Annotated in this window: 29 protein-coding genes; 25 read left to right on the forward strand and 4 right to left on the reverse strand. The window is 34.8% G+C overall.

All coding sequences use genetic code 11. The features are described from left to right. The first annotated feature begins 3 nt into the window (after positions 1-3). Positions 4-711 (forward strand): 2,3,4,5-tetrahydropyridine-2,6-dicarboxylate N-acetyltransferase, encoded by a 708-nt coding sequence (gene dapD, locus FD20_RS07525; protein WP_057737312.1) that lies wholly within the window; start codon positions 4-6, stop codon positions 709-711. Between the two features lie 112 nt (positions 712-823). Beyond that, entirely contained in the window at positions 824-1,978 is a 1,155-nt protein-coding gene (locus FD20_RS07530; protein WP_057737367.1) for an N-acetyldiaminopimelate deacetylase, read from the forward strand. Between the two features lie 271 nt (positions 1,979-2,249). Here the strand turns inward: FD20_RS07530 and FD20_RS07535 are convergent, their stop codons facing one another. Next, a complete protein-coding gene (locus tag FD20_RS07535; RefSeq protein ID WP_057737314.1) occupies positions 2,250-3,161 on the reverse strand; it encodes a mechanosensitive ion channel family protein in 912 nt (303 codons plus the stop codon). 161 nt (positions 3,162-3,322) lie between these two features. On the opposite strand from FD20_RS07535, the gene FD20_RS07540 reads away from it, so the two are divergent. Both FD20_RS07540 and FD20_RS07545 read left to right on the forward strand, forming a co-directional pair. Beyond that, positions 3,323-3,730: a DUF948 domain-containing protein gene (locus FD20_RS07540; protein ID WP_057737316.1), complete on the forward strand. Its 408-nt coding sequence runs from the start codon at positions 3,323-3,325 to the stop codon at positions 3,728-3,730. Positions 3,731-3,755: 25 nt separating this feature from the next. Beyond that, positions 3,756-4,220, forward strand: a complete 465-nt coding sequence (locus FD20_RS07545; RefSeq protein ID WP_057737318.1) for a hypothetical protein — start codon at positions 3,756-3,758, stop codon at positions 4,218-4,220. A gap of 183 nt (positions 4,221-4,403) precedes the next feature. Here the strand turns inward: FD20_RS07545 and FD20_RS07550 are convergent, their stop codons facing one another. Then, positions 4,404-5,507 carry a M24 family metallopeptidase gene (locus FD20_RS07550; RefSeq protein ID WP_057737320.1) on the reverse strand — a complete coding sequence of 368 codons (1,104 nt, stop codon included), beginning with the start codon at positions 5,505-5,507 and terminating at the stop codon, positions 4,404-4,406. Between the two features lie 180 nt (positions 5,508-5,687). Between FD20_RS07550 and ccpA the strand changes: the two genes are divergently transcribed. From ccpA to FD20_RS07645, 19 genes are all read left to right on the forward strand, one after another. Next, positions 5,688-6,689: a catabolite control protein A gene (gene ccpA, locus FD20_RS07555; protein WP_057737370.1), complete on the forward strand. Its 1,002-nt coding sequence runs from the start codon at positions 5,688-5,690 to the stop codon at positions 6,687-6,689. A gap of 180 nt (positions 6,690-6,869) precedes the next feature. Next, positions 6,870-7,370 (forward strand): VanZ family protein, encoded by a 501-nt coding sequence (locus FD20_RS07560; protein WP_057737322.1) that lies wholly within the window; start codon positions 6,870-6,872, stop codon positions 7,368-7,370. A 97-nt stretch (positions 7,371-7,467) separates the two neighbouring features. Then, positions 7,468-8,196, forward strand: coding sequence for a YebC/PmpR family DNA-binding transcriptional regulator (locus FD20_RS07565; RefSeq protein ID WP_057737324.1), 729 nt, complete (start codon positions 7,468-7,470; stop codon positions 8,194-8,196). Between the two features lie 165 nt (positions 8,197-8,361). Beyond that, the gene (gene rbsK, locus FD20_RS07570; RefSeq protein ID WP_057737326.1) at positions 8,362-9,282 is read left to right on the forward strand and encodes a ribokinase; all 921 of its coding nucleotides are present in this window, start codon (positions 8,362-8,364) and stop codon (positions 9,280-9,282) included. Positions 9,283-9,713: 431 nt separating this feature from the next. Next, positions 9,714-10,700, forward strand: coding sequence for a competence type IV pilus ATPase ComGA (gene comGA / locus FD20_RS07575; protein WP_057737327.1), 987 nt, complete (start codon positions 9,714-9,716; stop codon positions 10,698-10,700). Then, positions 10,645-11,709: a competence type IV pilus assembly protein ComGB gene (gene comGB / locus FD20_RS07580; protein WP_235807735.1), complete on the forward strand. Its 1,065-nt coding sequence runs from the start codon at positions 10,645-10,647 to the stop codon at positions 11,707-11,709. The genes comGA and comGB overlap by 56 nt, the downstream gene beginning before the upstream one ends. Further along, positions 11,706-12,026, forward strand: coding sequence for a competence type IV pilus major pilin ComGC (gene comGC, locus FD20_RS07585; RefSeq protein WP_057737332.1), 321 nt, complete (start codon positions 11,706-11,708; stop codon positions 12,024-12,026). The genes comGB and comGC overlap by 4 nt, the downstream gene beginning before the upstream one ends. Further along, entirely contained in the window at positions 12,016-12,435 is a 420-nt protein-coding gene (locus FD20_RS07590; protein ID WP_057737334.1) for a hypothetical protein, read from the forward strand. The genes comGC and FD20_RS07590 overlap by 11 nt, the downstream gene beginning before the upstream one ends. Next, the gene (locus tag FD20_RS07595; RefSeq protein ID WP_057737336.1) at positions 12,422-12,715 is read left to right on the forward strand and encodes a hypothetical protein; all 294 of its coding nucleotides are present in this window, start codon (positions 12,422-12,424) and stop codon (positions 12,713-12,715) included. The genes FD20_RS07590 and FD20_RS07595 overlap by 14 nt, the downstream gene beginning before the upstream one ends. Next, positions 12,690-13,142 (forward strand): competence type IV pilus minor pilin ComGF, encoded by a 453-nt coding sequence (locus FD20_RS07600; protein WP_057737338.1) that lies wholly within the window; start codon positions 12,690-12,692, stop codon positions 13,140-13,142. Before FD20_RS07595 ends, FD20_RS07600 begins: the two co-directional genes overlap by 26 nt. After that, the gene (locus tag FD20_RS07605) at positions 13,139-13,468 is read left to right on the forward strand and encodes a hypothetical protein (protein WP_057737339.1); all 330 of its coding nucleotides are present in this window, start codon (positions 13,139-13,141) and stop codon (positions 13,466-13,468) included. Before FD20_RS07600 ends, FD20_RS07605 begins: the two co-directional genes overlap by 4 nt. A 53-nt stretch (positions 13,469-13,521) precedes the next feature. Beyond that, positions 13,522-14,532 (forward strand): class I SAM-dependent methyltransferase, encoded by a 1,011-nt coding sequence (locus tag FD20_RS07610; RefSeq protein WP_057737341.1) that lies wholly within the window; start codon positions 13,522-13,524, stop codon positions 14,530-14,532. Positions 14,533-14,551: 19 nt separating this feature from the next. After that, positions 14,552-15,751 (forward strand): acetate/propionate family kinase, encoded by a 1,200-nt coding sequence (locus FD20_RS07615; protein ID WP_083489080.1) that lies wholly within the window; start codon positions 14,552-14,554, stop codon positions 15,749-15,751. 375 nt (positions 15,752-16,126) lie between these two features. Beyond that, positions 16,127-17,494, forward strand: coding sequence for an amino acid permease (locus tag FD20_RS07620; RefSeq protein WP_057737343.1), 1,368 nt, complete (start codon positions 16,127-16,129; stop codon positions 17,492-17,494). Between the two features lie 112 nt (positions 17,495-17,606). Beyond that, positions 17,607-18,212, forward strand: coding sequence for a metallophosphoesterase family protein (locus FD20_RS07625; protein WP_057737345.1), 606 nt, complete (start codon positions 17,607-17,609; stop codon positions 18,210-18,212). A gap of 18 nt (positions 18,213-18,230) precedes the next feature. After that, on the forward strand, positions 18,231-19,610 hold the full coding sequence (locus FD20_RS07630; RefSeq protein WP_057737347.1) for a bifunctional metallophosphatase/5'-nucleotidase: 1,380 nt from the start codon (positions 18,231-18,233) through the stop codon (positions 19,608-19,610). Positions 19,611-19,642: 32 nt separating this feature from the next. Next, positions 19,643-20,272, forward strand: coding sequence for a YutD family protein (locus tag FD20_RS07635; protein ID WP_057737349.1), 630 nt, complete (start codon positions 19,643-19,645; stop codon positions 20,270-20,272). Between the two features lie 13 nt (positions 20,273-20,285). Continuing rightward, complete coding sequence (locus FD20_RS07640) at positions 20,286-21,065, forward strand: TIGR01457 family HAD-type hydrolase (protein WP_057737351.1); 780 nt, start codon at positions 20,286-20,288, stop codon at positions 21,063-21,065. Further along, on the forward strand, positions 21,058-21,681 hold the full coding sequence (locus FD20_RS07645; RefSeq protein ID WP_057737353.1) for a TIGR01906 family membrane protein: 624 nt from the start codon (positions 21,058-21,060) through the stop codon (positions 21,679-21,681). The genes FD20_RS07640 and FD20_RS07645 overlap by 8 nt, the downstream gene beginning before the upstream one ends. A 440-nt stretch (positions 21,682-22,121) precedes the next feature. Here FD20_RS07645 and FD20_RS07650 read toward each other — a convergent pair whose 3' ends face one another. Together FD20_RS07650 and FD20_RS07655 are read right to left on the reverse strand one after the other, a co-directional pair. Beyond that, a complete protein-coding gene (locus FD20_RS07650) occupies positions 22,122-22,763 on the reverse strand; it encodes a VTT domain-containing protein (RefSeq protein WP_057737355.1) in 642 nt (213 codons plus the stop codon). Positions 22,764-22,808: 45 nt separating this feature from the next. Then, positions 22,809-23,819, reverse strand: a complete 1,011-nt coding sequence (locus tag FD20_RS07655) for an NAD(P)/FAD-dependent oxidoreductase (RefSeq protein WP_057737357.1) — start codon at positions 23,817-23,819, stop codon at positions 22,809-22,811. A gap of 130 nt (positions 23,820-23,949) precedes the next feature. On the opposite strand from FD20_RS07655, the gene FD20_RS07660 reads away from it, so the two are divergent. Together FD20_RS07660 and FD20_RS07665 are read left to right on the forward strand one after the other, a co-directional pair. Further along, positions 23,950-24,531: a peptidylprolyl isomerase gene (locus FD20_RS07660; RefSeq protein WP_057737359.1), complete on the forward strand. Its 582-nt coding sequence runs from the start codon at positions 23,950-23,952 to the stop codon at positions 24,529-24,531. 29 nt (positions 24,532-24,560) lie between these two features. Continuing rightward, positions 24,561-24,947: a CvfD/Ygs/GSP13 family RNA-binding post-transcriptional regulator gene (locus FD20_RS07665; protein ID WP_057737361.1), complete on the forward strand. Its 387-nt coding sequence runs from the start codon at positions 24,561-24,563 to the stop codon at positions 24,945-24,947. Positions 24,948-25,219: the final 272 nt, after the last annotated feature.

Below are 25,219 nucleotides of genomic sequence, written 5' to 3' on the forward strand. Positions count from 1 at the left end.
TTTGTGGCAAAATTGGATGCAAATGATATTATACGTACTATTGCTGAATCACAAAAAGAAACACCTGTTAAGGTTTATATTAAGGGACAGGTGGACAAATTAACAATACCAAGTAGTGTTGATGCATACTTAGAAAAGAATTCTGGTGTTTTGTTCGGTGATTGGAAATTAATTCAGCCATTATTGGAGGATAGCCAAAAAATTACTGGTTACCATATTGAAAATGACGGACGGAATACAGGTGTCCCATTGCTGGATAAGAAAAAGTTCAATGCACGTATCGAACCAGGATCTATTATTCGTGATCAAGTTGAAATTGGCGATAACGCTGTTATTATGATGGGAGCAGTTATCAATATTGGCGCTGAAATAGGTGCTAATTCAATGATTGATATGGGTGCCGTTTTAGGTGGTCGTGCTATAGTTGGTGAACATTGCCATATTGGTGCTGGTACTGTTTTAGCGGGTGTTGTTGAGCCGCCATCTGCACAGCCTGTTGTGATTGAAGATGGTGTTTTAATAGGTGCCAATGCAGTTGTTCTAGAGGGAGTTCGTATCGGAAAAGGTGCTGTTGTTGGTGCTGGATCGGTTGTTACCAAAGATGTTGCTCCGAATACGGTCGTTGTGGGAACACCAGCTAAAAAGATTAAGAACGTTTCAGATGTTGCAGCTGGGAAAACTGAGATCGTCGATGAGCTTCGTAAGATATAAGCAATAAATTTTTTGTGTAAATACTCGAAAATAATTATATTTTCGAGTATTTTTTTTTGAGTATGTGGTTTAATATAAGGAATGAAAATAATTTAGAATGGGAATTGATGATATGATACTTAACGAGAAAAAATTAATTGAGATCAGAAGAGAATTGCATAAAATTCCAGAAATAGGTATGGAGGAATTTAAAACACAAGCCAAACTGCTTAAAATTATAAAAAATTTTCCGCAGAATTTTTTAGAGATAAAGACTTGGAAAACTGCTATTTTAGTAAAAATTTCAGGAAAGAATCCAGGGTATACAATTGGGTATCGGACAGATATTGATGGTTTGCCAGTAGATGAGCAAACAAGACTGCCTTTTTCCTCTGAAAATCCTGGGAGAATGCATGCTTGCGGACATGATATTCATATGACAGTTGCACTCGGCATTTTAAGCTTTTTTGCTGATAATCAGCCAATGGTGGATATGACATTTATTTTTCAGCCGGCCGAAGAGAATGCAAGTGGTGGAAAGCAATTATATGAGAGTGGGGCTTTAGATAATTGGATGCCAGATGAAATATATGCTTTTCATGATAACCCACAACTTCCAATGGGAGCAATTGGGTGTCGTCAGGGAACATTATTTGCGGGGACTTGTGAAATACATGCACACTTTATTGGTGAAAGTGGACATGCTGCTTTTCCACAGTATGCTAATGATATGGTCGTTGCTGGAGCGCAGTTTGTTAATCAGGTTCAAACAATTGTTAGCCGTAATGTTGATCCGATTCAGGCAGGCGTAGTTACATTGGGTCACTTTGAAGCAGGAAAAACAGGAAATGTTATTGCAGGAAGTGCACAAATTGACGGTACGATTCGAGCATTGACACAAGATATGAACGTTATGATACAAAAGCGCGTTCGGAAAATTGCGGAAGGTGTTGCAGCGACTTATGAATGTCAACTTGAACTTGATTTACATCAAGGGGGTTATTATCCTGTTGAAAATAATTTGCAAACAACACTTGCTTTTATCAATTATATGAAAATGGCGGAAAATGTCGATTTTATTGAAACTAAACCTGCAATGACAGGAGAAGATTTTGGCTTTCTGCTGTCTAAAATTCCAGGAACAATGTTTTGGCTGGGAGTTGAAAGTAAATATTCGCTTCATTCCGAATTCTTTGCTCCAAAAGAAGGTGCAATTATCAAGGGGGTTGAGGCAATGACTGGTTTTTTGCAGGCCAGACAAAATGAAGTGGTACAAAAAAATAATTAGGACCAGGCAGGAAAATAGTAGTCCGATAATTTTGGGGTATGCACCCCAGCTTCAATCTTGACTTGGTTATAAGTAACTGGTATCCAGATAATTTAGGATGCATTAAGACGAGGAAGTCAATTAAACTGACGGTTTCTCTATGGAAAATTATTTGAAAAGAACAGTGTAGATATTATCCTCTAAATGCAGCATCAAAAAAGACTGAGATAAATTTTGAATGTTATTTTCAAAGTTTATCCCAGCTTTTTGTGTTTTCCAATCTATTTGCTGTTTAAGTAGTTGTAAGGTTGATTGGCGAGCTGTTAATTTTGAAGCCGGCTTTTGTAAGTTCCTCTAGATAAGCAGCTAGGAAAGTCCGTTGAATCTCATATTGAGCACCATTTTTAGTATAGATGATAACTCGTAGTGAAAGTACACCGCTACCATTATCTACAGTACCGAGCAGTGTTGGCTTTTTAGTTATATCGGGAAAATGTGGCGTTAAACGTTCATTGACTTTTTTAATAATAAGTGACATTGCCTTGATGTCTTCTGTTGGATCAAAATAGATGTCAATCAATGCACGCATGTCGTTACGTGAAAGATTACTGACAATCGTAATATTACGGTTAGGCACATAATGTAATGTACCATCGTAGCCAATGATTTGTGTTGTTCGCAGGCCGATTGCATGAATTGTCCCTTCTATCTGACCAATTTTAACATTGTCTCCAACATCAAATTGTTGTTCCAGAAGGATGAAAAAGCCGGTAACAACGTCAGTTACGAATCCCTGTGCACCTAAGCCTAGAGCAACACTCATAATTCCTGCACCTGCTATTAACGTTCCAACTGGAATTCCTAAAACCGACAAGATTGCGTAGAAGTAAAAAAACAATACGGAATAATGAAAAATGTTCAAAGATAATGTATAAATTGTATTGATACGATTAACCGTTAAATGTTCATTTTTACGGGTAGTCTTGAAACTCCGATAAATAATTCGTTTTCCAATCCAATTAACCAAAATAAAAAAAAGTGAAAGCAGAACTAATGATAAAAGTAATGTTACGGCTTTGCTGATAATCTGATTCCAATTAATACTTGAAAAATAAGTGGCTAAAAAATTTGTCTGACGGCTGACTTGATGTGAAACATCTGAAGTCAATGATGAATTGTTTGCGTTTAGAAAAAAATATTGCATTTGACAGCTCTCCTTTAACTATATCTATAATATCAAAAAAAAGGACTTAAGACAGAAATGATTTGAAATTAGTGTGTCAGCAGCTAATTTGTCTTTTAATTGAAGTTTTAAGGTGTCAATGCTATTCTAAGAGTAAGTAGTCAAAAAGAGGAGGCGTTTATATGACACTATCTTTGGGACAACTAGCGGGTTTGATAGCTGCATTAGCATTCTTGTTACTTGTCATTTTTATGTGTATTGTTTTGGTCAAAGTTGCGAAAACAATGGGAGAGGTAAATCAGAGCGTTAAGACATTACGGAATGATGCTGATGCAATTTCGAAAGAAGTTGAAGCTATCCTTGCTAAATCGAATGTATTATTAGATGATGTCAACGGAAAGTCGAAAAAAATAGATCCGCTTTTCCAAACGGTAGCGGATCTCAGCGAGAGTGTCTCCGATCTGAATAGTGCAAGTCGAAATTTAGTGGGGAACTTTTCATCTTCATCGAAAAATGTTGGCAAAGCAACACTCGCTGTTGGATTTCTGAAACGTATTTATAACATGAGACACAAAAAAGGCAAAAAATAAAAAATGAATTTAAGGGGATGGTCTGATGGGAAAGAAAACAGCAATAGCTGTTACTTTGGTGACAGGGGCTGCAGCTTATGGAGCGACAAGATACCTGCTTAAAAGTGAACATCGAGAGAAGGTTTTAAATAAATTTAGTGCGCTAACGGATGATGGGCGCGAAGCAGCATTAAAATATTATCAATTTGCTAAAGAATATTTCAAGGATGAAAATGAATTTCGTGATGATTTGGAAAATTTGAAACAAAAATTTTCTGAAACAGCTAAAGATTTGAAAAGTAATGAGAATGTAAATAAGGCTTTTGATTCTTTAAAAGAAGCTACGTCTGATTTAAAGCAGCAGTTCGAGAAGGAAAAAGTAGAGTATGATGATCTGGCTCCTGAGACAGACATTGTAATTGATGGGCGTTCTGCTTTTGGACAAGCAAAGCAGGCTGCGGAATCTGAAGATAATCCGACCGAAGTTTTTTATCCTAAAGAAGAAAATTAAAGTATGATTGATGTGGATTATTTTGAGTTATCAAAGTGTTTTGTTCATAATCCGGTAGTGGTCTTATTCCGTTGCGAATAGGGCTATTTTTTATCTTTAGTTAGTGTGATGAAAAAGATCCAGTTAGAAATTGATATGAGTCAGTTTCTAACTGGACCTAACTTTAAAAATTAATTTTTTAAATTAACGAACCGGAATAATTTGAAGTTCTTTAGGAGTATGCGTAAATGGTAAACAACCATTATCAGTGATATGGACACAGTCTTCTATTCTGACACCGGCAACGCCGGGAATATAAATACCAGGTTCAATTGAAAAACACATACCAGGTTGCAATTCCATTTTGTTTCCTTTCATAATTGATGGAAATTCATGTTCGCTTTGTCCCATCCCATGACCTAAACGATGAATAAAGTAGTCACCATAGCCAGCCTTGGTTATAATATCACGTGCTATGCTATCAAGATCTTCAGCTATGATGCCAGGTTTTGCAGCAGCTTGGGCTGTCAACTGAGCTTCAAGACAGACTTTGTATATATCTTGAGCTTTTTCATCTATTTTACCAAAAGCAACAGTTCGGCTTGCATCTGAGATGTATCCTTGATATATAACACCTAAATCAAATAGCACGAGTGCGTTTTCTTTGATTTTATCCGTTTTCGGGAATCCATGTGGTTCGGCCGCATTGGTGCCACTTTGGACTATTGTATCAAAACTGGTATGTGTAATACCTTTTTTCTTCAAAGCATACTCAATTTCAGCTACTATATCTTGTTCTGTACGGGATTTCCTAAGGGCATCAAAGCCAACTTTAAATGCAAAGTCAGCCCATTTGCCGGCCACTTCGAGTTTTTCAATTTCAGCGGATGTTTTAATCAATTGCTCATTCTGGATGAAGGGTGTGAGATTCCCGTCAAATTGGGCTTCAGGAAACAATTTTTTTAATGTTTCATAACGGATAACGTTCAAATTTCCTTTTTCAATTGCCCATTTATCAGGATTATTAATTCGCGCACGAATTTTGTCAGCTATAATTGCAAATGGTTTTTCATGGTCCAAGTAACCATAAACTGGGTAAGTCCAACCGGTATCTTTAATTGCTTCAACTTCAAGAGCTGGGGCAAATAAAAATGGATCTTTGTCCGGAAAAACTAAAAGTGCTAAGACACGTTCGACAGGATCACTCGAGAAACCAGTAAAATACTGAATGTTCTTAGGATCACTGATGTAACCGACTTGGTAATTATTACTGGCTAACCATTTTTGTACAGATTCAATGTGTGACATAATATCGCTCCCTTAATTTAATACATAAATTATAGCATAGCGTGCAGCTGTCAGACCTGTAGAAAATGAAAAGAGTATGAAAAGACAGTATCCAAGCTATGAAACGCTTGCATTTAGTCTTTTTTTTTGCTAAATTAGGTAACGTTAATGAAAATGAATGAAAATAAGAAAGGGTTAATTATGGAAAAACAAACAATTACAATTTATGATGTTGCGCGTGAGGCAGCAGTTTCGATGGCAACTGTTTCGAGGGTTGTAAATGGCAACCCCAATGTTAAGCCAGCAACACGCAAAAAGGTGCTTGAGGTGATTGATCGTTTAGATTACAGGCCTAACGCAGTTGCTCGCGGACTTGCAAGTAAGAAAACAACTACTGTGGGAGTTATTATTCCTGATGTTACAAATGTATATTTTTCATCACTTGCTCGTGGAATTGATGATGTTGCAACGATGTATAAGTACAATATCATTCTTGCAAATTCAGATGGAAATGCACAGAAGGAAATACAAGTTTTAAATACACTTCTGGCAAAACAAGTAGATGGAATTATCTATATGGGAAATAAAATTAGTGACGAGCTTCGAGTACAGTTTGAACGTAGCAAGACACCTATCATTTTGGCGGGTTCAGTTGATGACAAAGAAAAATTAGGTAGTGTTCATATTGACTATGTTGCAGCTGTTGAGGAAGCAATTTCCGATTTGATTAATCATGGAAATAAGAAAATAGCTTTTATTTCCGGTCCGTTAAATGAGCCAATTAACAGTGAGTATCGTTTAAAGGGGTATAAAAACGTACTTGCAAAGAACGGAATTGAATTTAGTTCAGATTTAGTATTTGAAACTGATTACAGTTATCATGCCGGAGAAATTCTATGGCCAGCAATTGTTTCAGCCGGAGCAACTGCTGCATTTGTTGGTGATGATGAACTGGCTGCGGGTGTGCTAAACGGAGCACAAGATGCGGGTGTAGAAGTTCCAGCTGATTTTGAAATTGTTACCAGCAACAACTCAAAAATAACCGAAATTGTCCGTCCAAAACTTTCATCGATAACACAGCCTTTGTATGATATTGGAGCTGTCTCAATGCGTTTCCTAACTAAACTGATGAATAAAGAAGATGTCATAGAAAAGACAGTCGAGTTACCTTATGGATATATCAAACGTTCTTCGACAAAATAGGTGCTGTTTTTTAATGCATAATTTTTTAGCTTTTGCAAATCGAAACATTTAGAGTAAAATAAATGATACTGTCATCTTTAGTGAAAGAAAGAGACAGTACATTTTTTTGTTGGATTAATAAAAATGATATTTTTTAGTTACTGCATCTTTTTAACGAAAACAATTTAGGGGTGTTTTTTGATGCGAATGAATAAACCAAGTGCAAATACCTATTTATTACTTGCATTGTTGATCATGATTATTTTGTTTGTCAGTTCTTCAATGACATATCATCAACAGACATCTGTTCCTTTTTTGGAAAAGTATTTTGCAAATAAACCATTTGATCAATTTTTGAGTCGCTTCTCATTTCAGTACGCTAACGAGACGATAAGCATCAATAAAATCGGTTATTTCAAGTTCTTTGAATTTTTCATTAGAAAAGGTGCTCATTTTACAATTTATCTAGGATTAGGTGGTTTTTTAGCAGCTGGATTGAAGGCAAGACTCCAGAATGCTTTTTTAACACTTACTATCTGTTCGCTGGCCGCTATAGGATATGCAGCACTTGATGAGTTTCATCAAATGATTACTGGTGATAGAACACCGCTGTTTCAAGATGTTATTTTAGATGGAATCGGTGCAATGTTAGGTGTTTGTTGTGTAGTTCTTTTGTCTTTAAAACGTAAAAAAGGACGTTAATTTTTATAAGTTGTTGCTTTAATTATAATGATTTGATATTATGAAAGTTGACTGTAACGTCAATTTTTCAAGAAATTATCGGAAAGAGGTATTAGAAATGTCAGGACATTCTAAATGGAATAACATCCAAGGCCGCAAAAATGCCCAAGATGCTAAGCGTGGAAAAATTTTCCAAAAATTATCACGAGAGATCTATATGGCTGCAAAGAGTGGTGGTCCTGATCCGGATTCTAACCCACAACTTCGTTTAATGATTGATAAGGCACGCGCGGCAAATATGCCAAAAGATAATATTAAGCGTGCTATTGATAAGTCTACTGGGGCTGATGGCGCGAACTATGAAGAGATTACGTACGAAGGTTATGGCCCAGGTGGTGTTGCAGTGATGGTTCATGCATTAACAGATAATCGTAATCGGACTGCATCAGCTGTTCGGGCAGATTTTACGCGTAATGGTGGAAATCTAGGAGAATCTGGTTCAGTCAGTTTCATGTTCGACCGCAAGGGCTATATTGCAATCGCACGTGAGGAACTTGACGTAGATGAAGATCAAATGTTTGAAGATGTTATAAATGCAGGTGCTGAAGATTTGCAAACTTCAGATGATGTTTTTGAAATCTATACTGATCCCAAGGATTTTACAGTTGTTCGGGATCAACTGCAAAAAAAATATGATCTTGATACGGCGGAGCTGACTATGGTTCCTCAAAATTATGTGCCTGTTCCTGAAAATAAAATCGAACAGTTTGAAAAAATGATTGATCGTTTGGAAGATGAAGATGATGTTTCTGCAGTTTATCATGCAGGAGAATTTCCAGAAGATTAGTATCTATCTTGAGTATTGATTTTTAACTAACACTAAATAAAAGAGCAGGACAATTCACTTTGCCCGTGCTCTTATTTTTTGTCCTTTTTGAAGAAAAGCACAAATAATTGAGCGCACATTTTTTTTGTGATACGGTTAGAAAGAAGAAGAAAGGAAAGAAGGAATATGCAAAAAAGAAAAAATGTTGTTGTTTTAGGAAGCATTAATGCTGACATCATACTGAAGCTTGCACGACTTCCAAAACCTGGGGAAACAATGAAATTGCAGGGGTTTGAAACGGCAGGTGGAGGCAAGGGAGCTAATCAAGCCATTGCCGCGGCACGTAGCAGTTCTGAGGTACATTTTGTTGGACGAGTTGGCGCTGATGCATATGGTAAGATGATGTGCGAGTTGCTGCAAAAAGATGGAATCAATATTGAACATATAAAAACAGATGCTAATAATCCTACAGGTCAAGCATACATCTTACTTCAAGATTCAGGGGAGAATAGTATATTAGTTAATAGTGGTGCAAATGTTTTTATTCAAGAAGAGGATGTTAAAGACGCACGTTATCTAATTGAAAAAGCAGATGTTATTGTCGCGCAGTTTGAAGTCCCGATTAATAGAATAATTGAGGCCTTTAAAATGGCACGAGCAGCTGGTGTTTCAACGATTCTGAACCCAGCGCCTGCAACTAAAGTGCCGGATAAGCTTTTAGAGTTGACCGACTTGATAACTCCCAATGAAGTTGAAGCCGAGATGTTGACTGATATTCATGTAGATAATCCAATATCCCAGCGTAATGCAGCAAGAATGCTACAAGCTAAAGGTGTAAAAAATGTGATCCTGACTTTGGGTAGTGAGGGAGCTTATTATTTAACTGAAAATAATCAAGAGCAAGCAGTTCCGGCATTCAAGGTTAAAGCAATTGATACCACAGGTGCAGGGGATACTTTTATAGGCTGTTTAGCGGCAAAGCTTAATCCGAATTTTGATAACATTTCTCAGGCGGTACATTATGCAAACAAGGCTTCATCGCTTACTGTTCAAAAAATTGGAGCAATTCCTTCCATCCCAACAGAAAAAGAAGTTACAAGACGATAGACCATTTTTTTAAACTATTTGCTAAGAAATAATGATTCCTTATCTATTATGAAAATGGTGATTATTGACTATTGTAAATGAACTTATAATTCTCTTCTTAATGAGGACAGAATTAACTTCACAAGAACCCCGTTAAATAAGTATTATGATAATTTTATATTTCTTTTCTGTGTTGGTATTGGATAATTCAGATTAAAATTACTTTTTTGAGATTTCAAGCCAAAATAATCCATGATAGACCCAGCTAAAAACTGACTAAAATCAGTTTTTAGCTGGGTCTTCTTGCGTGTATTAGAACAAGTTCTAAGATATCGTTTTCCTAATGATTTTTAAACATCAAACTAATAATACAAAAAAGCTCCATTTCTTGTTTAAAAAGATGGTCTTGTTAATTAACTTGCGTATTTATTTGACGAAGGAGGAATTAAAACATGTTTAAAGATCAGGTGGATAAAATAGTACAGACTGCGATTGAAAGAAGAGCGAGTGATATTTATTTTTTACCGCGGGAAGATAAGTACAGTATTAAAATTAATATTATGGGGATTGTGAAAGAAATATATTGTGTGCCATTTTCATATGGTTTACAGGTAATAAATTACTTGAAATTTAAAGCAGATATGGCACTGAGTGAACATCGAAGGCCGCAAATTGGTGCGTATTTATTAAAAGACATTCGAACAAAAAAAGTTTTCGGTCGTTTGTCCAGCATTGGGGATTTTTTAGGTCGTGAATCACTAGTTATTCGCTTGATTTATCAGGAGAAGGATACAAATGAAAAATACTTTTTCCCTAATCATTTGCAAAAATTGGAAAAAGTCTGTAATAAAAAAGGGTTGATACTTTTTTCTGGACCAGTCGGATCAGGAAAAACTTCAACAATGTATCACTTAGTTCGTTCCTTAAAAGATGTTCAAGTAATGTGCATTGAAGATCCTGTTGAGATTTATGAGCCCGGTTTTTTGCAAATTCAAGTGAACGAGAGAGCAAGAATGTCATATGCTGAACTTGTTAAAGCTTCTTTGCGCCATCGACCAGATGTCTTTATAGTTGGTGAAATACGTGATATGGAAACTGCAAAAATAGTAGTTACCGCAGCATTAAGCGGGCATTTGGTCTTGAGTACTGTGCATGCTCAAACTGCACTTGGAGTTATAAAAAGATTGTTTGATTTAGGTGTATCAAGGACAGATTTAGAACAAACACTGCAGTTAATAATATATCAACGCTTAATTCCAACTGTTACAGGAAAGGTCAAAGCGTTATTTGAACAGGTTGGTATTGGAGAATTATCTTGGGAAAAGTTAGAAAAAGTTGATACAAGAAAGATGACAGCGGGGTGGAGGGAAGATCTTGAAAAATGTGTTCAAAACAAATGGATTTCTGAAGAAACTTACAAAAAATACAGTGAAGGGTAGAAAAAAAAGATTAAGTGATCGGAAGCAGGCATTGTTTTTTCAAACATTAGCTGATTTGTTGAATGCTGGTTTCTCGATTCGACAAGCACTTGAAGATATTACGATCTTTTTTCCGGAAAATAAAAGCGCTTTAGATTATATACAGCGTGAATTAGCAGAAGGGAAAATGCTAAGTACTGCATTTAAACCATATGTCAGGCAAAATATTTTTAACCAAATTTATATAGCAGAGAAGCACGGGAAACTAAGTGAGAGTATAAAACAACTGGGCAAGACTCTTGAAAGAAAAGTTCAACAAACAGACAAGTTAAAGGCTATTTTGTTGTATCCAATAATGCTGTTAATTCTTCTTGGAGGGTTAATGATTGCCATTCAAATTTGGTTAAAACCTGAACTAACAAAATTTCAAAATCTGCAAGATTTAAATGCTGACTCATGGCAAGAATATTTATATCCATTTATTTTAGGAGGAGGTATTTTTGCGGCAGGCGTTTTTTCATTTAGATTAGTACATTGGTTAATCAAGCAGCCAGTTTTGTCACGTCAAGAATTTTATTGTCGTATTCCTTTCTTAGGAACTGCTTACCGTCGTTATTGCCATTATTACATTGCATTTAACTTTGGACTGCTTTTAAAAAGTGGTCTTGAAATACGTGAAATTTGTCTCTTTCTAGAGGAGTTTGATGAAAGCTCTTTGCTTGCTAGTTTTGGAAGGGAGCTAAAAAATAATCTTTTGGGTGGCAATGAATTGACATATTTTGTTTCAAAATATATGTTTATTCCGCAAGAACTGAACCTTTTTTTTAGTAAGGGAAGTACTCTTGATGAATTAAGCTCGGAGTTGCTGCTATTTTCAGAATTAGCATATGAAAAACTAATAAGACAAATCGATAGGATGATTAACTGTGTTCAGCCAATCTTATTTTTGCTTATAGCTGTTGCTATTATTTTAATGTATCTAAGCATGCTAATGCCAATGTATAACAATTTAGGAGGAATTTATAAATGATAAAAAAAAGCCGATTAGCATTAAATGAAAGATGGCCTGCCTTCACCTTAATTGAAATGGCGGTAGTAATGTTTATAATAAGTTTACTTATTTTGATAATTCTTCCTAATATCGGAAAGCAACGCGATAATGCACGTGGTATTGGTAATCAAGCTTTGGGGGATGTTGTTCAAACACAAGCCGATCTTTATCAAAATGAAACAGATAAAGAAAGTGTAACTCTTGAAGATTTAAAAAGTAGTGGGTATCTAAATGAGAAGCAATATAGTGAAGCCAAAAAGGCTAAAATAAAAATTCAGGTAGAAAATGAGGAATAAACAACCGGCTTTTTCATTAATTGAAACAATAGTGGTCTTAGCCTTAAGTGTGTTTACATTACTATTAATTGTAAGACCACTTGAAAGTTCAATCAGTGTTTTACAGGAAAAAATATTTTGGCAATCATTTAAACAAACTTGGACAAGAGAGATAATTTCTTCAACAAAATTTATAAAGGTACACACAATCATATTTAAAAATAAGAAAATTATTTTCAGCGAACAAAATAACAAAAAAGTTACAGTCGAGCTACCTAAGACAATGACGATTAGAAGATATGAATCAATAAATGTTAATGATACTGGCAGTATAAGCGGAAGAACAATTATTGTTGATTCAACTTTGCAGGATAAACCGTATTATATTTTGATTCAGCTTGGTTGGGGGAAATACCATGTTACACATTAAGAAAATAGAATCATATTCGTTAGCCGAAGCAATAATAGGTTTGCTTTTTATTAGCGTCGCTGTTATCTTTTTCTGTGAAAATGAGCGTTATTTTGCTCAAAATAAAAAGAAAGCAGTAGCACAGTATGAAGCTACGGAAAGGCTCGACAACATAAGTAAAAAAATATTGATCGATAATGAAAAGAAGGTGCTTTCGAAAAATGAGGCGAATCATCTTCAGAACAAAGTATCTGTTAAAAATCGCTATGGAACGCTTGAAGTTAAAATTAAAAATCATTAAAAAGATGTCTGGTTTTACGATGATTGAAAGTGTAAGTGCGCTTTTTATAACAGCATTGGCATTTAGTGTTTTGGAAATCGCACTAAAAAGTTCAAGTACTATGATAAAGCAAACAAAGGCAAGCGATAATTATGAGTGGGCACAGTTTGTTGACTTAATTGGTTCAGATAATTTGTCATTAGAGTATGTGACCGGAGAGAATTTAATCAGATTTTATAGTCCAACAAAGGAAAAAATATATCGACTGTTTTGTGAGGATAAATTAATTAGAATGACAGGAGTTGAGTCGGGCTATATACCCTTGTTGTATGATGTTAATAGTTTTACGACAAAGTATGAAGATACCACTTTAACAATTATGGTTGAAATGAAAGGACAGAGTTATATTTGTCACATTGTTATGCCAAAGAGGGAGATGGGTGAGTGAAAGGGGCAAATGGACATCTAATTTATTCAGGAATGATGGGAATATTTTTTCTGGGAATGATTTTTAGTGCACAAACTTTATATTATCATGAACAGATATTAGGGTATCAGAATTTGAAGAATTATAATATAGCTCGAACGATGAGAAATTTAGCTTTAGCTAATAGAATTAGCAATAATGAAGTTATGTGGTTCAATCAGGGGAGTGTTACAAAAAAGTCAGAATATTTTGTAATAAAAATGAATAATAGGAAGCCAATCGAATTAAAAACTTTGGTTAAATATGACCTCAAATATCAAGAACAAAAGCTGCGGGACTTGAAATAATGTAGAAGAATCGTTAAACTAAGACAAGTAATTTAATACTTGGGGTGTGCTAATTGACATTGGAAAAGATAGAACAATTTTATAAAAAATTTGAACAAGCTGTTGATCTTCTTCAAAAAGATTTAGCTGTTTCTTACCTAGATGCAATAATTGAAACAGGAGATAATCTTGCAGAGGGTGGAGAACTTTTGATAGAAGATGGGAAACCATCACTAAAAGTTAGGGATCAGCTAGTAGAACTGTATAAGCAGTTGGAAAATTTTTCTATGACACCAGAGGAACTGCGGCAGGTTATTCAATTTGCGCTTGTAAAAGCTAACCAAACAGATAAAATACAAGCTAATCATCAAATGACACCTGATACAATTGGTTTTTTAGTTGAGTATCTTTTGAATAGAGTACTTATTAAAAAGTCAGATTGTAAAATTCTAGATATTAGTGTAGGAACTGGAAATTTGTTAAGCACAGTTTACCATAAGCTGAAAAATGATGGGTACAAGAATATGAAGCTTTACGGAGTGGATAATGATGATACACTGTTGTCTATTGCAAGTATGAGTGCACGTTTACAAAAAATTCCAGCCGAGTTTTTTCATCAAGATGCAATAGATAATTTGGTAACACCCAAAGTTGATGTTGTTGTTAGTGATTTGCCTGTTGGGTATTATCCGGTTGACAAAAAAGTTGTTAATTTCAAGACACATGCAGAAAAGGGCCACTCATATGTTCATCATTTACTTGTTGAACAAGCCTTATTACAGCTTGTTCCAGGAGGTTATGGGCTGTTCTTAGTGCCACGTGGGTTATTTGAAACAAAAGAGACACAAGGACTGCTGCATGTAATTAAAGATCAGGCATATTTTCAAGGAATGTTGAATTTGCCAGAAGATCTATTTTTGAATAAAAAAAGTGAAAAGGCCCTCTTGTTGCTTCAAAAACACGGTGGTGAAGGAAAACAAGCAGAACAGGTTCTTATCGGTGATTTTCCACCATTAAAAGAAAAAAAAGAATTCGCTCATTTTCTTGAACGGATTGATAGTTGGGTCGCGGAAAATTTAGATTAGTTATTGGAGAGAGAAGAAAATGATTAAAATTTTAGCAGTGAATGCAGGCAGCTCCACACTAAAATGGAAGTTATTTCAAATGCCGGGAGCAGAAGTTATTGCAAAAGGGCAGATTGAACGTATTGGTTTTCAAAATGCACAGTTGTCTGTTGTAACAAAAGAAAATGAATTTTGTGAGGAATTAACAATCGAGAATCATCAGCAAGCAGTTGACAAACTTCTGGTAATTTTAACAGAATATCAAGTAGTTGATAGACTGGATGAAATAAAGGGAATAGGTCATAGATTTGTCAATGGAGCAGGACATTTTTCAAGTTCGGTGGTTATTGACGAGGCTGTTTTGGATGAAATGGAGAAGCTGATTGAGTTTGCGCCTTTGCATAATCCAGCTAATATTATGGCGATTAAGGCTTTTAAGGCTGAATTGCCGAATGCTTTAAGCGTGGCTGTTTTCGATACTGGATTTCACCAAACAATTCCTGAAGAAAACACAGTGTATGCGATACCATATGAATATTATCAGAAATTTCATGTACAAAAGTTCGGGGCACACGGAATAAGCTATCGTTATGTGTTACAACGTTTTTTGAAAGTTGCTGGTCGTGAAAGGGCAAAAACAAATGCCATTATTTTGCACCTTGGTTCCGGTGCTTCTGTGTGTGCGATTCGAAATGGCAGATCTTTTGATACGAGTATGGGTTTTTCACCTGTTTCTGGAATAGCTATGCAGACAAGGTCTGGGGATGTTGATCCATCAATGTTAATTTATCTTGAAAACAAACTGGGTGTCGATTCCCAAGCTGTACTTCAGATGTTAAATAACAAATCAGGCATTTTAGGTATTTCTGGTGTATCCTCAGACATGAGGGAAATTATGGAGATACATAAGGAAAATGCACGGGCTGATCTAGCATTGAAAATTTTTGTCAATCGTATTGTAAAATATATTGGTGCTTATGCAGCTGAATTAGGAAGAGTTGATGCTTTGATTTTTACTGGGGGAATAGGCGAAAATATTCCATATGTTAGAAAATTGATTTGTGATAAATTAACAATATTTGGTATTAAAATTGATAATAATTTGAACGAAGTCAAGTCTAAGGAAGCAAGGGTCAGTATGCCTGATTCAAAATCTGAGATTTGGACAATTCCAACTAATGAGGAATTAATGATTGCCGAAGATGTTGAAAAATTGTACGGTAAGGTAAAAGCAAATTAAATTTTATTTAATCAAGCTCGTTAAGAGAATCCCTAATTTGACAATTTAAATCTGAAATAAAAAGTAAGCTTAAAAGCTTTAGGCTATTAAAAAAATAGTTTTGATGAAGTAAAAGTCGATGATAAATATATGTCTCGGCTTTTTTGTTGTGAGAGAAATATTTATTTGAAACGAAAGAGCTGTCAAAAAGAAAATCAGGAAATTTTACAGGCACAAATCAGTAAAAAATAACTAACTAAGATGAATTTAAATCATTGTAAAATGAACTTGTTGAATTTTACTTCAATTAATAATTAGTTTACACTGTTAATTGTGTGTGTTATAAACAGACAGCTTGTTAGAAATATTTAGTTGATATTAGTTAGGAGTTTTTTTATGGCCGCGAAGCAAGAATTTTCAAGAGAGTTAAAAAGTCGACATGTTCAATTGATCGCCTTAGGTGGAACCATTGGAACTGGTCTCTTTCTAGGGGCCGGTAAATCTATTCATTTAGCAGGTCCTTCAATTGTGCTAGCGTATTTAATTACAGGGACTATTTGTTTTTTGTTGATGCGGGCGATGGGAGAATTATTGCTTTCAGATCTGAAAAAAAATTCCTTTATTGATTTTATCCGTACATATTTGGGTGAGAGTATAGGTTTTGTAACAGGATGGACATATTGGATATGCTGGATAACAATTGCAATGGCAGATGTTACTGCAACTGGGCTGTACGTGAGATACTGGTTTCCAAACGTTCCGCAATGGCTGCCGGGGTTGATCGTTGTGGCTATTTTGTTGGTCTTAAACTTGATTACAGTTGGATTGTTTGGTGAAACTGAGTTCTGGTTTGCCTTGATTAAAATTGTAGCCATTATAGCGTTGATCTTAGTTGGCATTCTACTCGTAATAATCGGATTTAAAACGCCATTAGGGAAAGCTAGTTTAGGAAATTTGCTGAATTATGGAGGGCTTTTTCCAAAAGGATTAAAGGGCTTTTTGTTATCATTTCAAATGGTTACGTTTGGTTTTATTGGAATTGAGTTAATAGGTGTAACGGCTTCAGAAGCAGAAAATCCGACTAAGGTTATTCCAAAAGCAATAAATGAGATTCCAACACGTGTAATTATTTTTTATGTTGGTTCTTTATTGGCTTTGATGAGCATTTATCCCTGGAAAAATATTTCTGCAGCTCAGAGTCCTTTTGTTCAAGTTTTTGAAAATATTGGAATTACAGCTGCAGCAGGTATTATCAATTTTGTTGTTTTAACGGCTGCGGCTTCTGCATGTAATAGTTCTCTTTTTAGTACAGGCAGAATGCTCTTTTCGTTAAATTACAAGAACAACAATCGTTTTGCTAAATGGCTTAGTAAATTATCTCGGCGTCAAGTGCCAGCTAACGGTATAGTTTTTTCAGCAGTCGTAATTACAATTGCTGTGCTGGCTAATTTTGTCATCCCTAACGCTGCCTTATTTTCGTTTATTTCTAGTGTTGCGACAACATGCTTCTTGTTTATCTGGGGAATGATCATAATTGCACATTTGAAGTACAGAAAACAGCAGCAAAAAAGTAAAAATGAGATTCATCAAAATAATTTCAAAATGCCTCTGTTTCCATATGGAGATTATATAGTCTTAATATTCTTGTTTTTTGTCGCAGGTGTAATGTGTTTAGATAAAACGACATTAGCGGCGTTGATTGCATCAATAGTATGGTTAGTTTTTTTGTTTTTAACTAAAATTATTACGCGTCGAATAGATTAGTCTAGACAGGTGATGAGTTGATTTATTTAAACTTATCATCTTTTTTTGTAGAATGTTTAGTTGTAAGATTAAATTGAGGATTGTATTCCATAAAAAACGGAGATGTTTAAAAATGCTTTTTTTTACATCGGATACACATTTCTTTGATGAAAAACTAGCCCATGACACGCATTTTGCACAGCGGAACTATCTGAATGCAGCGGAAATGAATCGGAATATTATTAACAATTGGAATAATGTTGTTTCTCCGAATGATGTTGTTTATCATCTAGGAGATGTAGGAATGGTTGATTCCAATCATACAGGATTCACTAAGCTTTCATCTACGCTAAACGAGCTAAATGGACAAATAAACATTATTAAGGGAAATCATGATACTAGGGATTTTTTTAAATTTTTACAGAAAAATAATTATCAACTTGAAAATGGCAAAATGAAATTTATTTTGCATGATGTGGGATGTATTATAAAATTTAATCATCATCAGTTTTTTTTGACACATTACCCGTTAATGTTAGGGATTTCCAAGAATAGTATCAATCTTCACGGACACGTGCATAATTATAGTATTAACACTGCTTATAATATAAATGTTGGGGTAGATACGCCTGAGAGTGAATATTTAGATAGAGAAATTTGTTTCGGGGCGCCTTTTAGTAGTGAGGATATTCTTAAAATGCTGGAAACAAAAAAGGCGATTTTCAAAGACAAAAAATAGAAAGAGGACATCTTCATAATGAATGAAAGAATTACAATTCTACACACTAATGATATACATTCACATTTTGAAAATTGGCCAAAAATAAGACGGTATCTTATCGGAACGCGAAGGCAATTGAGAGAAAAAGGCGAAACTGTTATAACGGTTGATTTAGGTGATGCCATGGATCGGGTGCATCCATTGAGCGAAGCAACCAATGGCAAGATAAACATTGAATTGATGAATAAAATTGGGTATGATGCGGCTACTGTTGGAAATAATGAGGGAATCGGTAATTCTCATGAGCAATTAAATGCAATGTATGATGATGCTGAGTTTCCCATTGTCTTAGATAATATTATTAATAAGCGTACTCGAAGAGCACCACAATGGGCAGAATCAAGCAAAATAATTACCACAGATAAAGGGGTGAAAATTGGGCTTTTAGCCTGTACGGCACCTTTTAGTGCAACTTATCGAATGAATGACTGGATTCCCTTGGAAGTAGATGACGTATTGCCTAATTTATTAAAAAGGATTCGTCCAAAAGTTGATGTTCTAGTGCTGATGTCACATTTAGGAATTGATGTAGATCGTGCAATTGCCAGCAAATATCCAGAATTTGATGTTATTTTGGGAAGCCATACGCACCATTTATTAGAGCACGGTGAAAAAATTGGACAGACGATTCTTTGTGCAGCAGGCAAATGGGGGAGGTACATCGGGCAAGTAACCTTAAATATTTCTGACCATAAAATAGTTGATAAAAAGGCTGAAGTTGTTAAAACAGCTTCCTTGTCTGAAAGCTCGGGCGATGCTACTGAGATTGAACGGTATCAAAAAGAAGGAGAGTCGTTACTGAGAGAAAAAAAGGTTGCTGTTTTACCTAAAGATTATCCAGGTTCATGGGTTAAAAGATCTCTATTGATGAATGTCAGTCTAAAAGCAATTCAATTTGTTACTCAAACAGAGGCTTCAATATTGAATGGCGGATTGTTTTTGGATGATTTGCATCAGGGTGTTTTAACCCGTTACGATTTGCATCATATTCTTCCTCATCCCATGCGAATAGTTAAGGTAAGATTAAATGGTTACAATTTGTGGCGCTTGATTCGAGAAATGGAAAAAAATCGTAATCATTTGCGTAACTCAATTGTTAAGGGAAATGGATTTCGTGGTAAAGTATTTGGAGAACTTGTTTATGATGGTATAGAGTTTGATCCATTGAGTAAAAGCGTTAGTTGGCATGGGCAAATATTAGATCCTGGTGCAGATTATGAGATTGCAACTGTGGATAATTTTATCTATTGCCCATTTTTTCCAACATTAGAAATCGTAGGACATCCTAAGTATATAGGAGATCGTTTTTTAAGGGATGTCGTTGGGGATTACTTTGGTGCTAAATATCCTGTATAATTAAGTATTAATAACTTTGAAGGGGAGTATCCATGAATAGCGAAAAAAAAGAACGACGAGAGGCTCAGCTTGCTAAAAAAGCTGAAACATTAAAGGCCTATGCGAGTGATATTCAAATTAAAAGTTCGACGGAGCTCACTATTGATGGACATCCATATTTGCTTGTAAAGAATGTCCGTGATGGCTTTCAATTAGAGAAGTTAAAAGAACGATTTAGCCAAATATTGACTAAATATGATTACATTGTAGGAGATTGGGGATATGATCAGCTCAGATTACATGGTTTTTATGCATCTGATAGTGATAAGGGGTTCCCATCACAAAATATTGCACATTTAGATGACTATTTGTATGAATACTGTAATTTTGGCTGCGCATATTTTATATTGCACAACTTGGATGTTCAAAAAATAAAGAGTCCTACGAATAATAAAAAGTATAATCGCAAACGAAGTTCAACAAAACATTCTGAAAATAACAAAAATTTTGTTAAAAAAAATTTCAAGAAGAATCCAAAGAAACGACATGCATTTACTGAAGAAAAAAGATTTGAAATTCATAAAAAGAAAGATAGTAAACAAGAGTTGAAAAGCAAAACAGTTCAGACTAAGAATTTTAAGAAAAGGCACTTTACGATTAGACAAAAAAGTAAAAATGAGTAAATGAGGGAAAATAATGAGAAACTATAAGGGTTATTTAATTGATTTGGATGGCACGATGTATCGAGGAAAAGAAAAAATTCCTGCAGCCAAGCGTTTTATTGAAAGGTTACAAGAAAGGAACATTCCGTTTTTGTTTGTGACTAATAATAGCACACAAGAACCGCAAGCTGTTGTCAATAATTTAGCGCATAATTTTAATATTCATGTTACAACGGATAATGTTTATACGACTGCTCTTTCAACTGCTGATTATTTAGCAAGTCAGGACAAAGAAAAGCGATCTGTTTATACAATTGGTGAGTTCGGTCTGAAGAAAGCGTTGTTTGACAAAGGTTTTTATTTTGTAGAGCATAATCCAGACTATGTTGTTGTTGGACTGGATTATGATGTGACGTATCATAAATTTGAACTGGCAACACTGGCTATTAAAGCGGGGGCAAAGTTCATCGGAACAAACGCTGATACTAATCTGCCTAATGAAAGAGGGTTAGTTCCGGGAGCTGGTTCAATAATTGCTTTGGTAGAATGTGCAACACAGCAAAAGGCGACATATATTGGAAAGCCAGAATCCATTATTATGAATAAAGCGCTAGATAGATTAGAAATGGAAAAAGGTGATGTAATTATGGTCGGTGACAATTATATGACTGATATTTCAGCAGGAATCAATTGTGGAATTGATACCTTATTGGTTTATACAGGAGTTTCAACGCCTGAACAGGTCAAAGAAAAGAAGATTAAACCAACTTATACAGTTAATTCTTTGGATGAGTGGACATTAGGTAATGATTAAGAAACGATTTTTGTTACTGTTCGCGTGGGTATGTCTTTTTCTATTTTTAATTTCATTGAGTATAAATTTAACCATCAGTTTTATTCCTTTGTACAAGTTCTTTGTTATACATGATAGTTTAGCTAAAAATGTTGGGTTAACCAGCAATCAATTGATGAAAGAATATTATCATTTGCTGGCATTTTTGAATTTTCCTTGGGTGAACAAGCTTAATCTTTCGTTGAACATGTCTTATAATGGTCTACATCATTTTTGGGATGTAAAAAGGTTGTTTTTAATTAACCATATTGTTTTTTTTAGCACTTTGCCAGTAAGTGTTTTATTTTTAAGGAAAATGAGACGAAAGAATCAGTTGTGGCACCTAATTCTCCCTTTTAAAATGGTAATGGCTGCTTTGCCTGTTGTATTACTTATGATGGTGCTTCAATTTAATACTTTTTTTGTAGATTTTCATCGTATTCTGTTTAGAAATGAGGACTGGCTTTTTGATCCTAATTTAGATCCTATTATCAATGCATTACCAGACACCTTTTTTATGGCTTGCTTTATTATGTTTTTTTTATTGTTGGAAATCTTTTTAGGGCTTGGAATTGTGTACGGTCGTAAAAATTTATAATTCTAGTAATTTTGACTGCTGAATAAAATTTTGTCAAAAATAAAAAATCTATGAACTAGAGCCAATTAAGAACTGTATAAAAATAATTCTTAATTGGTTTTTCAGTGCTCAAGATAATCATTAAACTTGAATATATTGAAATAGTAAATAATATGCTTTTATGCAGTTTTAATGTATCGGTTTTTTGAATATTTTAATTATACATAAATAGCACTAACAGAAAATTTTTAATTTCTGTTAGTGCTATTTGCTTAAGGCGAGTGCTTATATCGATTTTTACTTCGCAATTAGGTGAGCAAAAATTATTCAAAATTGGTCAACTAATAAAATTTTAAGAACTGTTTTTAGTAAATATTCGATAGTTAACCATTAATAATTTTTAATAAAGACCTTAACTTTTTCAAAATAATTTTATACCGGTTCGTTATTGGGTTATTACTTTATTTTTTTGCAAAATGCTTTTTCGAAGCAGCAATAATAGCAGGCATTAAGGAGACGATAATAATACCAATGATGATTAATGAGAAGTGCTCTTTGACAACGGGAAAATTACCAAAATAATATCCCGCACTGCAGCAAAGAATCATCCATGCTGTTGCACCTATGAAACTATAACGGAAGAACTTACGATACTGTATCCCGCTTCCACCTGCAACAAAGGGTGACATAGTGCGAATTATAGGCATAAACCGGGCCAGCGAAATTGCCATACCGCCATGTTTTTCAAAAAAAGCTTCTGTTTTATCCAAATCTTCCTTTTTGACGAAACGACCTAAAAAGGATTCATCATTAATTGTTGAACCGATTTTTTGACCGATGAAAAAGTTTAAAGAATCTCCCAAAAGCGGGGCAGCCCAAAATAGAAAAACAAAGATCCAAATATTCAAATGATATTCAGAATTTGCCGCGAGAGCACTGGCTGCAAAAAGTAATGAATCACCTGGAAGAAATGGCAAAATAACAGCGCCAGTTTCTATGAAAATAATAAGAAACAAGATCAGATAAGTCCAATTACCAAAAGTATTGACAATGGTAATCAAATGTGAATCAATGTGTAAAATAAAGTCTATTAGAAAACTCATAGAGTACTCCTTATTAATGTACGCATCATTATTTTAGTGTACGTATCAGTTTTTATTTTTAGTAAGAAAATTTTTCATTAGTTGCGTACTATGTACTGCTTGCCGTATATCTGGATAGATATAACGCATAGCACTGTTAACTGCGATAGGTGCTTCCCCAAATCCTGTTGCTATTAGATTTGCACGCCCAGGATAAGTTACAATATCTCCTGCGGCATAGATTCCCGGTAGTGAAGTCTGCATATCACGTGAAACTTTCACTAAATTGTGCTCAGTCTCTAAATTCCAAGAATGGAGAATTTTATTGTCAGAAATAAAGCCATAGTTTACCAGTAAATAATCCGCCACTATTTGCTGGTGTTCATCGCTTTTTACTCTTTTCAGGGTGATAGCAATTTTATCTCTCTTGAATTTTTCAATATTTTCAATCAAGTAAGGTGTATCAAAAAATGCTTTTGTTTGCGACAATTTATCAACGTTTGCTTCAAGTGCGCGAAATTTTTCTCTCCGATGTACGATGTGCAGTGAGGAGACTTTTTTTTCAAGTTCCAATGCCCAATCGATAGCCGAGTCCCCTCCACCTGCAATAATAACGTCTTTATCTTTGAAATCAGCAGGATTCTGCACGAAATAGCGAAGTTGTTTTCCTTCAAATTCAGGTGCAGTATCAACTGCAAGTCTGCGTGGCTGGAATGAGCCTATACCAGTAGTAATGATAATGGAACGCGAATACGTGGTTCTCTTGGAGGTTGTAATATAAAAACCGGTATCTGTTTTTTTAAAGGATTTGACAGTTTCATTTAAGAAGATATCCGGCGAAAATAATTTGACTTGTTTAATAAGATTGTCAATAAGAGCGGATGCCTGTATTGAGCTGAATCCTGGGATGTCATAGATAGTTTTAGTAGGAAATAAGGTGTTAGCTTGTCCTCCCAACTGATCAAGGCTCTCAATTATTTGAACTTTTGCTTTATGCATTCTGGCGTATGTCGCAGTAAAAATTCCAACAGGACCACCACCAATGACTGTAATATCGTAATCATTCTGGCTTGACATCAAACTACTCCTTTCAATTGTTTACATTAGGCTACATTAGCATAATTGTGTGACAAAATAAATTAAATTGGCAAAATATTTACTTTTTAGATAGAATAAGGAATATAAGTATCAAATAGGAGGAATTAATTTGACATTTCCGCAATTGAATTTAGAAAGCACTAAGGGACCGCAAGCAACTTTTAAAACAAATTTAGGTGATATCACAGTGGCTTTATTTCCTGAAGAAGCACCTAAGACAGTTGAAAACTTCTGCACATTAGCTAAGAAAGGATATTACGATAACGGAATTTTTCATCGAATTATTTCAGATTTTATGATTCAAGGTGGAGATCCCACCGGAACAGGTATGGGTGGCAAGAGTATTTGGGATGCTCCATTTGAAGATGAGTTTTCGAATGAGCTGTTTAACTTTAGAGGAGCTCTGTCAATGGCTAATGCTGGTCCTAATACAAACGGAAGCCAATTTTTTATTGTGCAAAATAAAAATCTTCCCACACAAATGGTGGAACAAATGGAAGCAGCTGGTTATCCAGAAAAAGTTGTTGAAATGTATAAGAAAGGTGGAACTCCTTGGCTGGATCATCATCATACAGTTTTTGGACAAGTGGTCAAGGGGTGGGAAACCGTTGATAAAATTGCATCTGTGAAGACAGGTTTAAATGATAAGCCGGTTAGCGATGTTATTGTTGAGAAAATTGTAATCGAATAGGTTGAATTTTTAAGCTTTGAGGAGAAAAAATGGAGTACAGAATAGGAATGATTGTTGAAGGTAAAATTACGGGCATTCAGTCATATGGAGCTTTTGTTACCTTGAAAGATAATACACAAGGGCTTATTCATATTTCTGAATGTAGACATGGTTTTGTTGATGACATTCACAAATATCTAAAAGTCAATCAAACGGTTGAGGTTAGAATTATTGATATTGATGAATATACCCAAAAAATAAGTTTATCGCTGAGGTGTTTAGTGAAAAATTCTAATGATTTGGACAAGCTTGGCACAAAGATCAGGTGTGAACACAAACATTATTGGACAAGCAGACATGTTGACGTGGGTTTTAAACCTATTTCGGAACGTTTAAATGCATGGATTACAGAAGCAATGATAGATATGAGCAAATAGAATTAAAAAAAAGCTTGACCATCAGTGAATATGTTGGTAATATATTTCTTGTTGGTACGAACGGCGAGGTAAAAAAATTACTTGTTTTATGTCGTTTGCCAACTGAAAATTAACACAATTATATTTTCACTGATGGTTATTATTTTTCAATTGTGAAAGCAAAAAGATGTTGACATTAGTTGATTAATAAAGTATCATATAGAGGTTGTGTTGAAAAAGTAGATCTTTGAAAACTGAACAAAGTTTCGACGAATCAAATGTGTAGGGTCTCC

Origin of the sequence: Liquorilactobacillus uvarum DSM 19971 (genome assembly GCF_001434935.1) — a bacterium.
Lineage (GTDB): Bacteria > Bacillota > Bacilli > Lactobacillales > Lactobacillaceae > Liquorilactobacillus > Liquorilactobacillus uvarum.

Bases quoted from the DNA above. Each gene is read 5' to 3' on its own strand.
- comGA (WP_057737327.1), top strand. From the start codon at position 9,714: ATGTTTAAAGATCAGGTGGATAAAATAGTACAGACTGCGATTGAAAGA.
- FD20_RS07665 (WP_057737361.1), top strand. From the start codon at position 24,561: ATGGAGTACAGAATAGGAATGATTGTTGAAGGTAAAATTACGGGCATT.
- FD20_RS07650 (WP_057737355.1), bottom strand. From the start codon at position 22,763: ATGAGTTTTCTAATAGACTTTATTTTACACATTGATTCACATTTGATT.
- FD20_RS07565 (WP_057737324.1), top strand. From the start codon at position 7,468: ATGTCAGGACATTCTAAATGGAATAACATCCAAGGCCGCAAAAATGCC.
- FD20_RS07640 (WP_057737351.1), top strand. From the start codon at position 20,286: ATGAGAAACTATAAGGGTTATTTAATTGATTTGGATGGCACGATGTAT.
- FD20_RS07625 (WP_057737345.1), top strand. From the start codon at position 17,607: ATGCTTTTTTTTACATCGGATACACATTTCTTTGATGAAAAACTAGCC.
- FD20_RS07645 (WP_057737353.1), top strand. From the start codon at position 21,058: ATGATTAAGAAACGATTTTTGTTACTGTTCGCGTGGGTATGTCTTTTT.
- FD20_RS07540 (WP_057737316.1), top strand. From the start codon at position 3,323: ATGACACTATCTTTGGGACAACTAGCGGGTTTGATAGCTGCATTAGCA.
- FD20_RS07655 (WP_057737357.1), bottom strand. From the start codon at position 23,819: ATGTCAAGCCAGAATGATTACGATATTACAGTCATTGGTGGTGGTCCT.
- FD20_RS07595 (WP_057737336.1), top strand. From the start codon at position 12,422: ATGTTACACATTAAGAAAATAGAATCATATTCGTTAGCCGAAGCAATA.
- comGC (WP_057737332.1), top strand. From the start codon at position 11,706: ATGATAAAAAAAAGCCGATTAGCATTAAATGAAAGATGGCCTGCCTTC.
- FD20_RS07535 (WP_057737314.1), bottom strand. From the start codon at position 3,161: ATGCAATATTTTTTTCTAAACGCAAACAATTCATCATTGACTTCAGAT.
- FD20_RS07545 (WP_057737318.1), top strand. From the start codon at position 3,756: ATGGGAAAGAAAACAGCAATAGCTGTTACTTTGGTGACAGGGGCTGCA.
- FD20_RS07630 (WP_057737347.1), top strand. From the start codon at position 18,231: ATGAATGAAAGAATTACAATTCTACACACTAATGATATACATTCACAT.
- FD20_RS07615 (WP_083489080.1), top strand. From the start codon at position 14,552: ATGATTAAAATTTTAGCAGTGAATGCAGGCAGCTCCACACTAAAATGG.
- FD20_RS07560 (WP_057737322.1), top strand. From the start codon at position 6,870: ATGCGAATGAATAAACCAAGTGCAAATACCTATTTATTACTTGCATTG.
- FD20_RS07530 (WP_057737367.1), top strand. From the start codon at position 824: ATGATACTTAACGAGAAAAAATTAATTGAGATCAGAAGAGAATTGCAT.
- FD20_RS07620 (WP_057737343.1), top strand. From the start codon at position 16,127: ATGGCCGCGAAGCAAGAATTTTCAAGAGAGTTAAAAAGTCGACATGTT.
- FD20_RS07635 (WP_057737349.1), top strand. From the start codon at position 19,643: ATGAATAGCGAAAAAAAAGAACGACGAGAGGCTCAGCTTGCTAAAAAA.
- FD20_RS07590 (WP_057737334.1), top strand. From the start codon at position 12,016: ATGAGGAATAAACAACCGGCTTTTTCATTAATTGAAACAATAGTGGTC.
- ccpA (WP_057737370.1), top strand. From the start codon at position 5,688: ATGGAAAAACAAACAATTACAATTTATGATGTTGCGCGTGAGGCAGCA.
- FD20_RS07550 (WP_057737320.1), bottom strand. From the start codon at position 5,507: ATGTCACACATTGAATCTGTACAAAAATGGTTAGCCAGTAATAATTAC.
- rbsK (WP_057737326.1), top strand. From the start codon at position 8,362: ATGCAAAAAAGAAAAAATGTTGTTGTTTTAGGAAGCATTAATGCTGAC.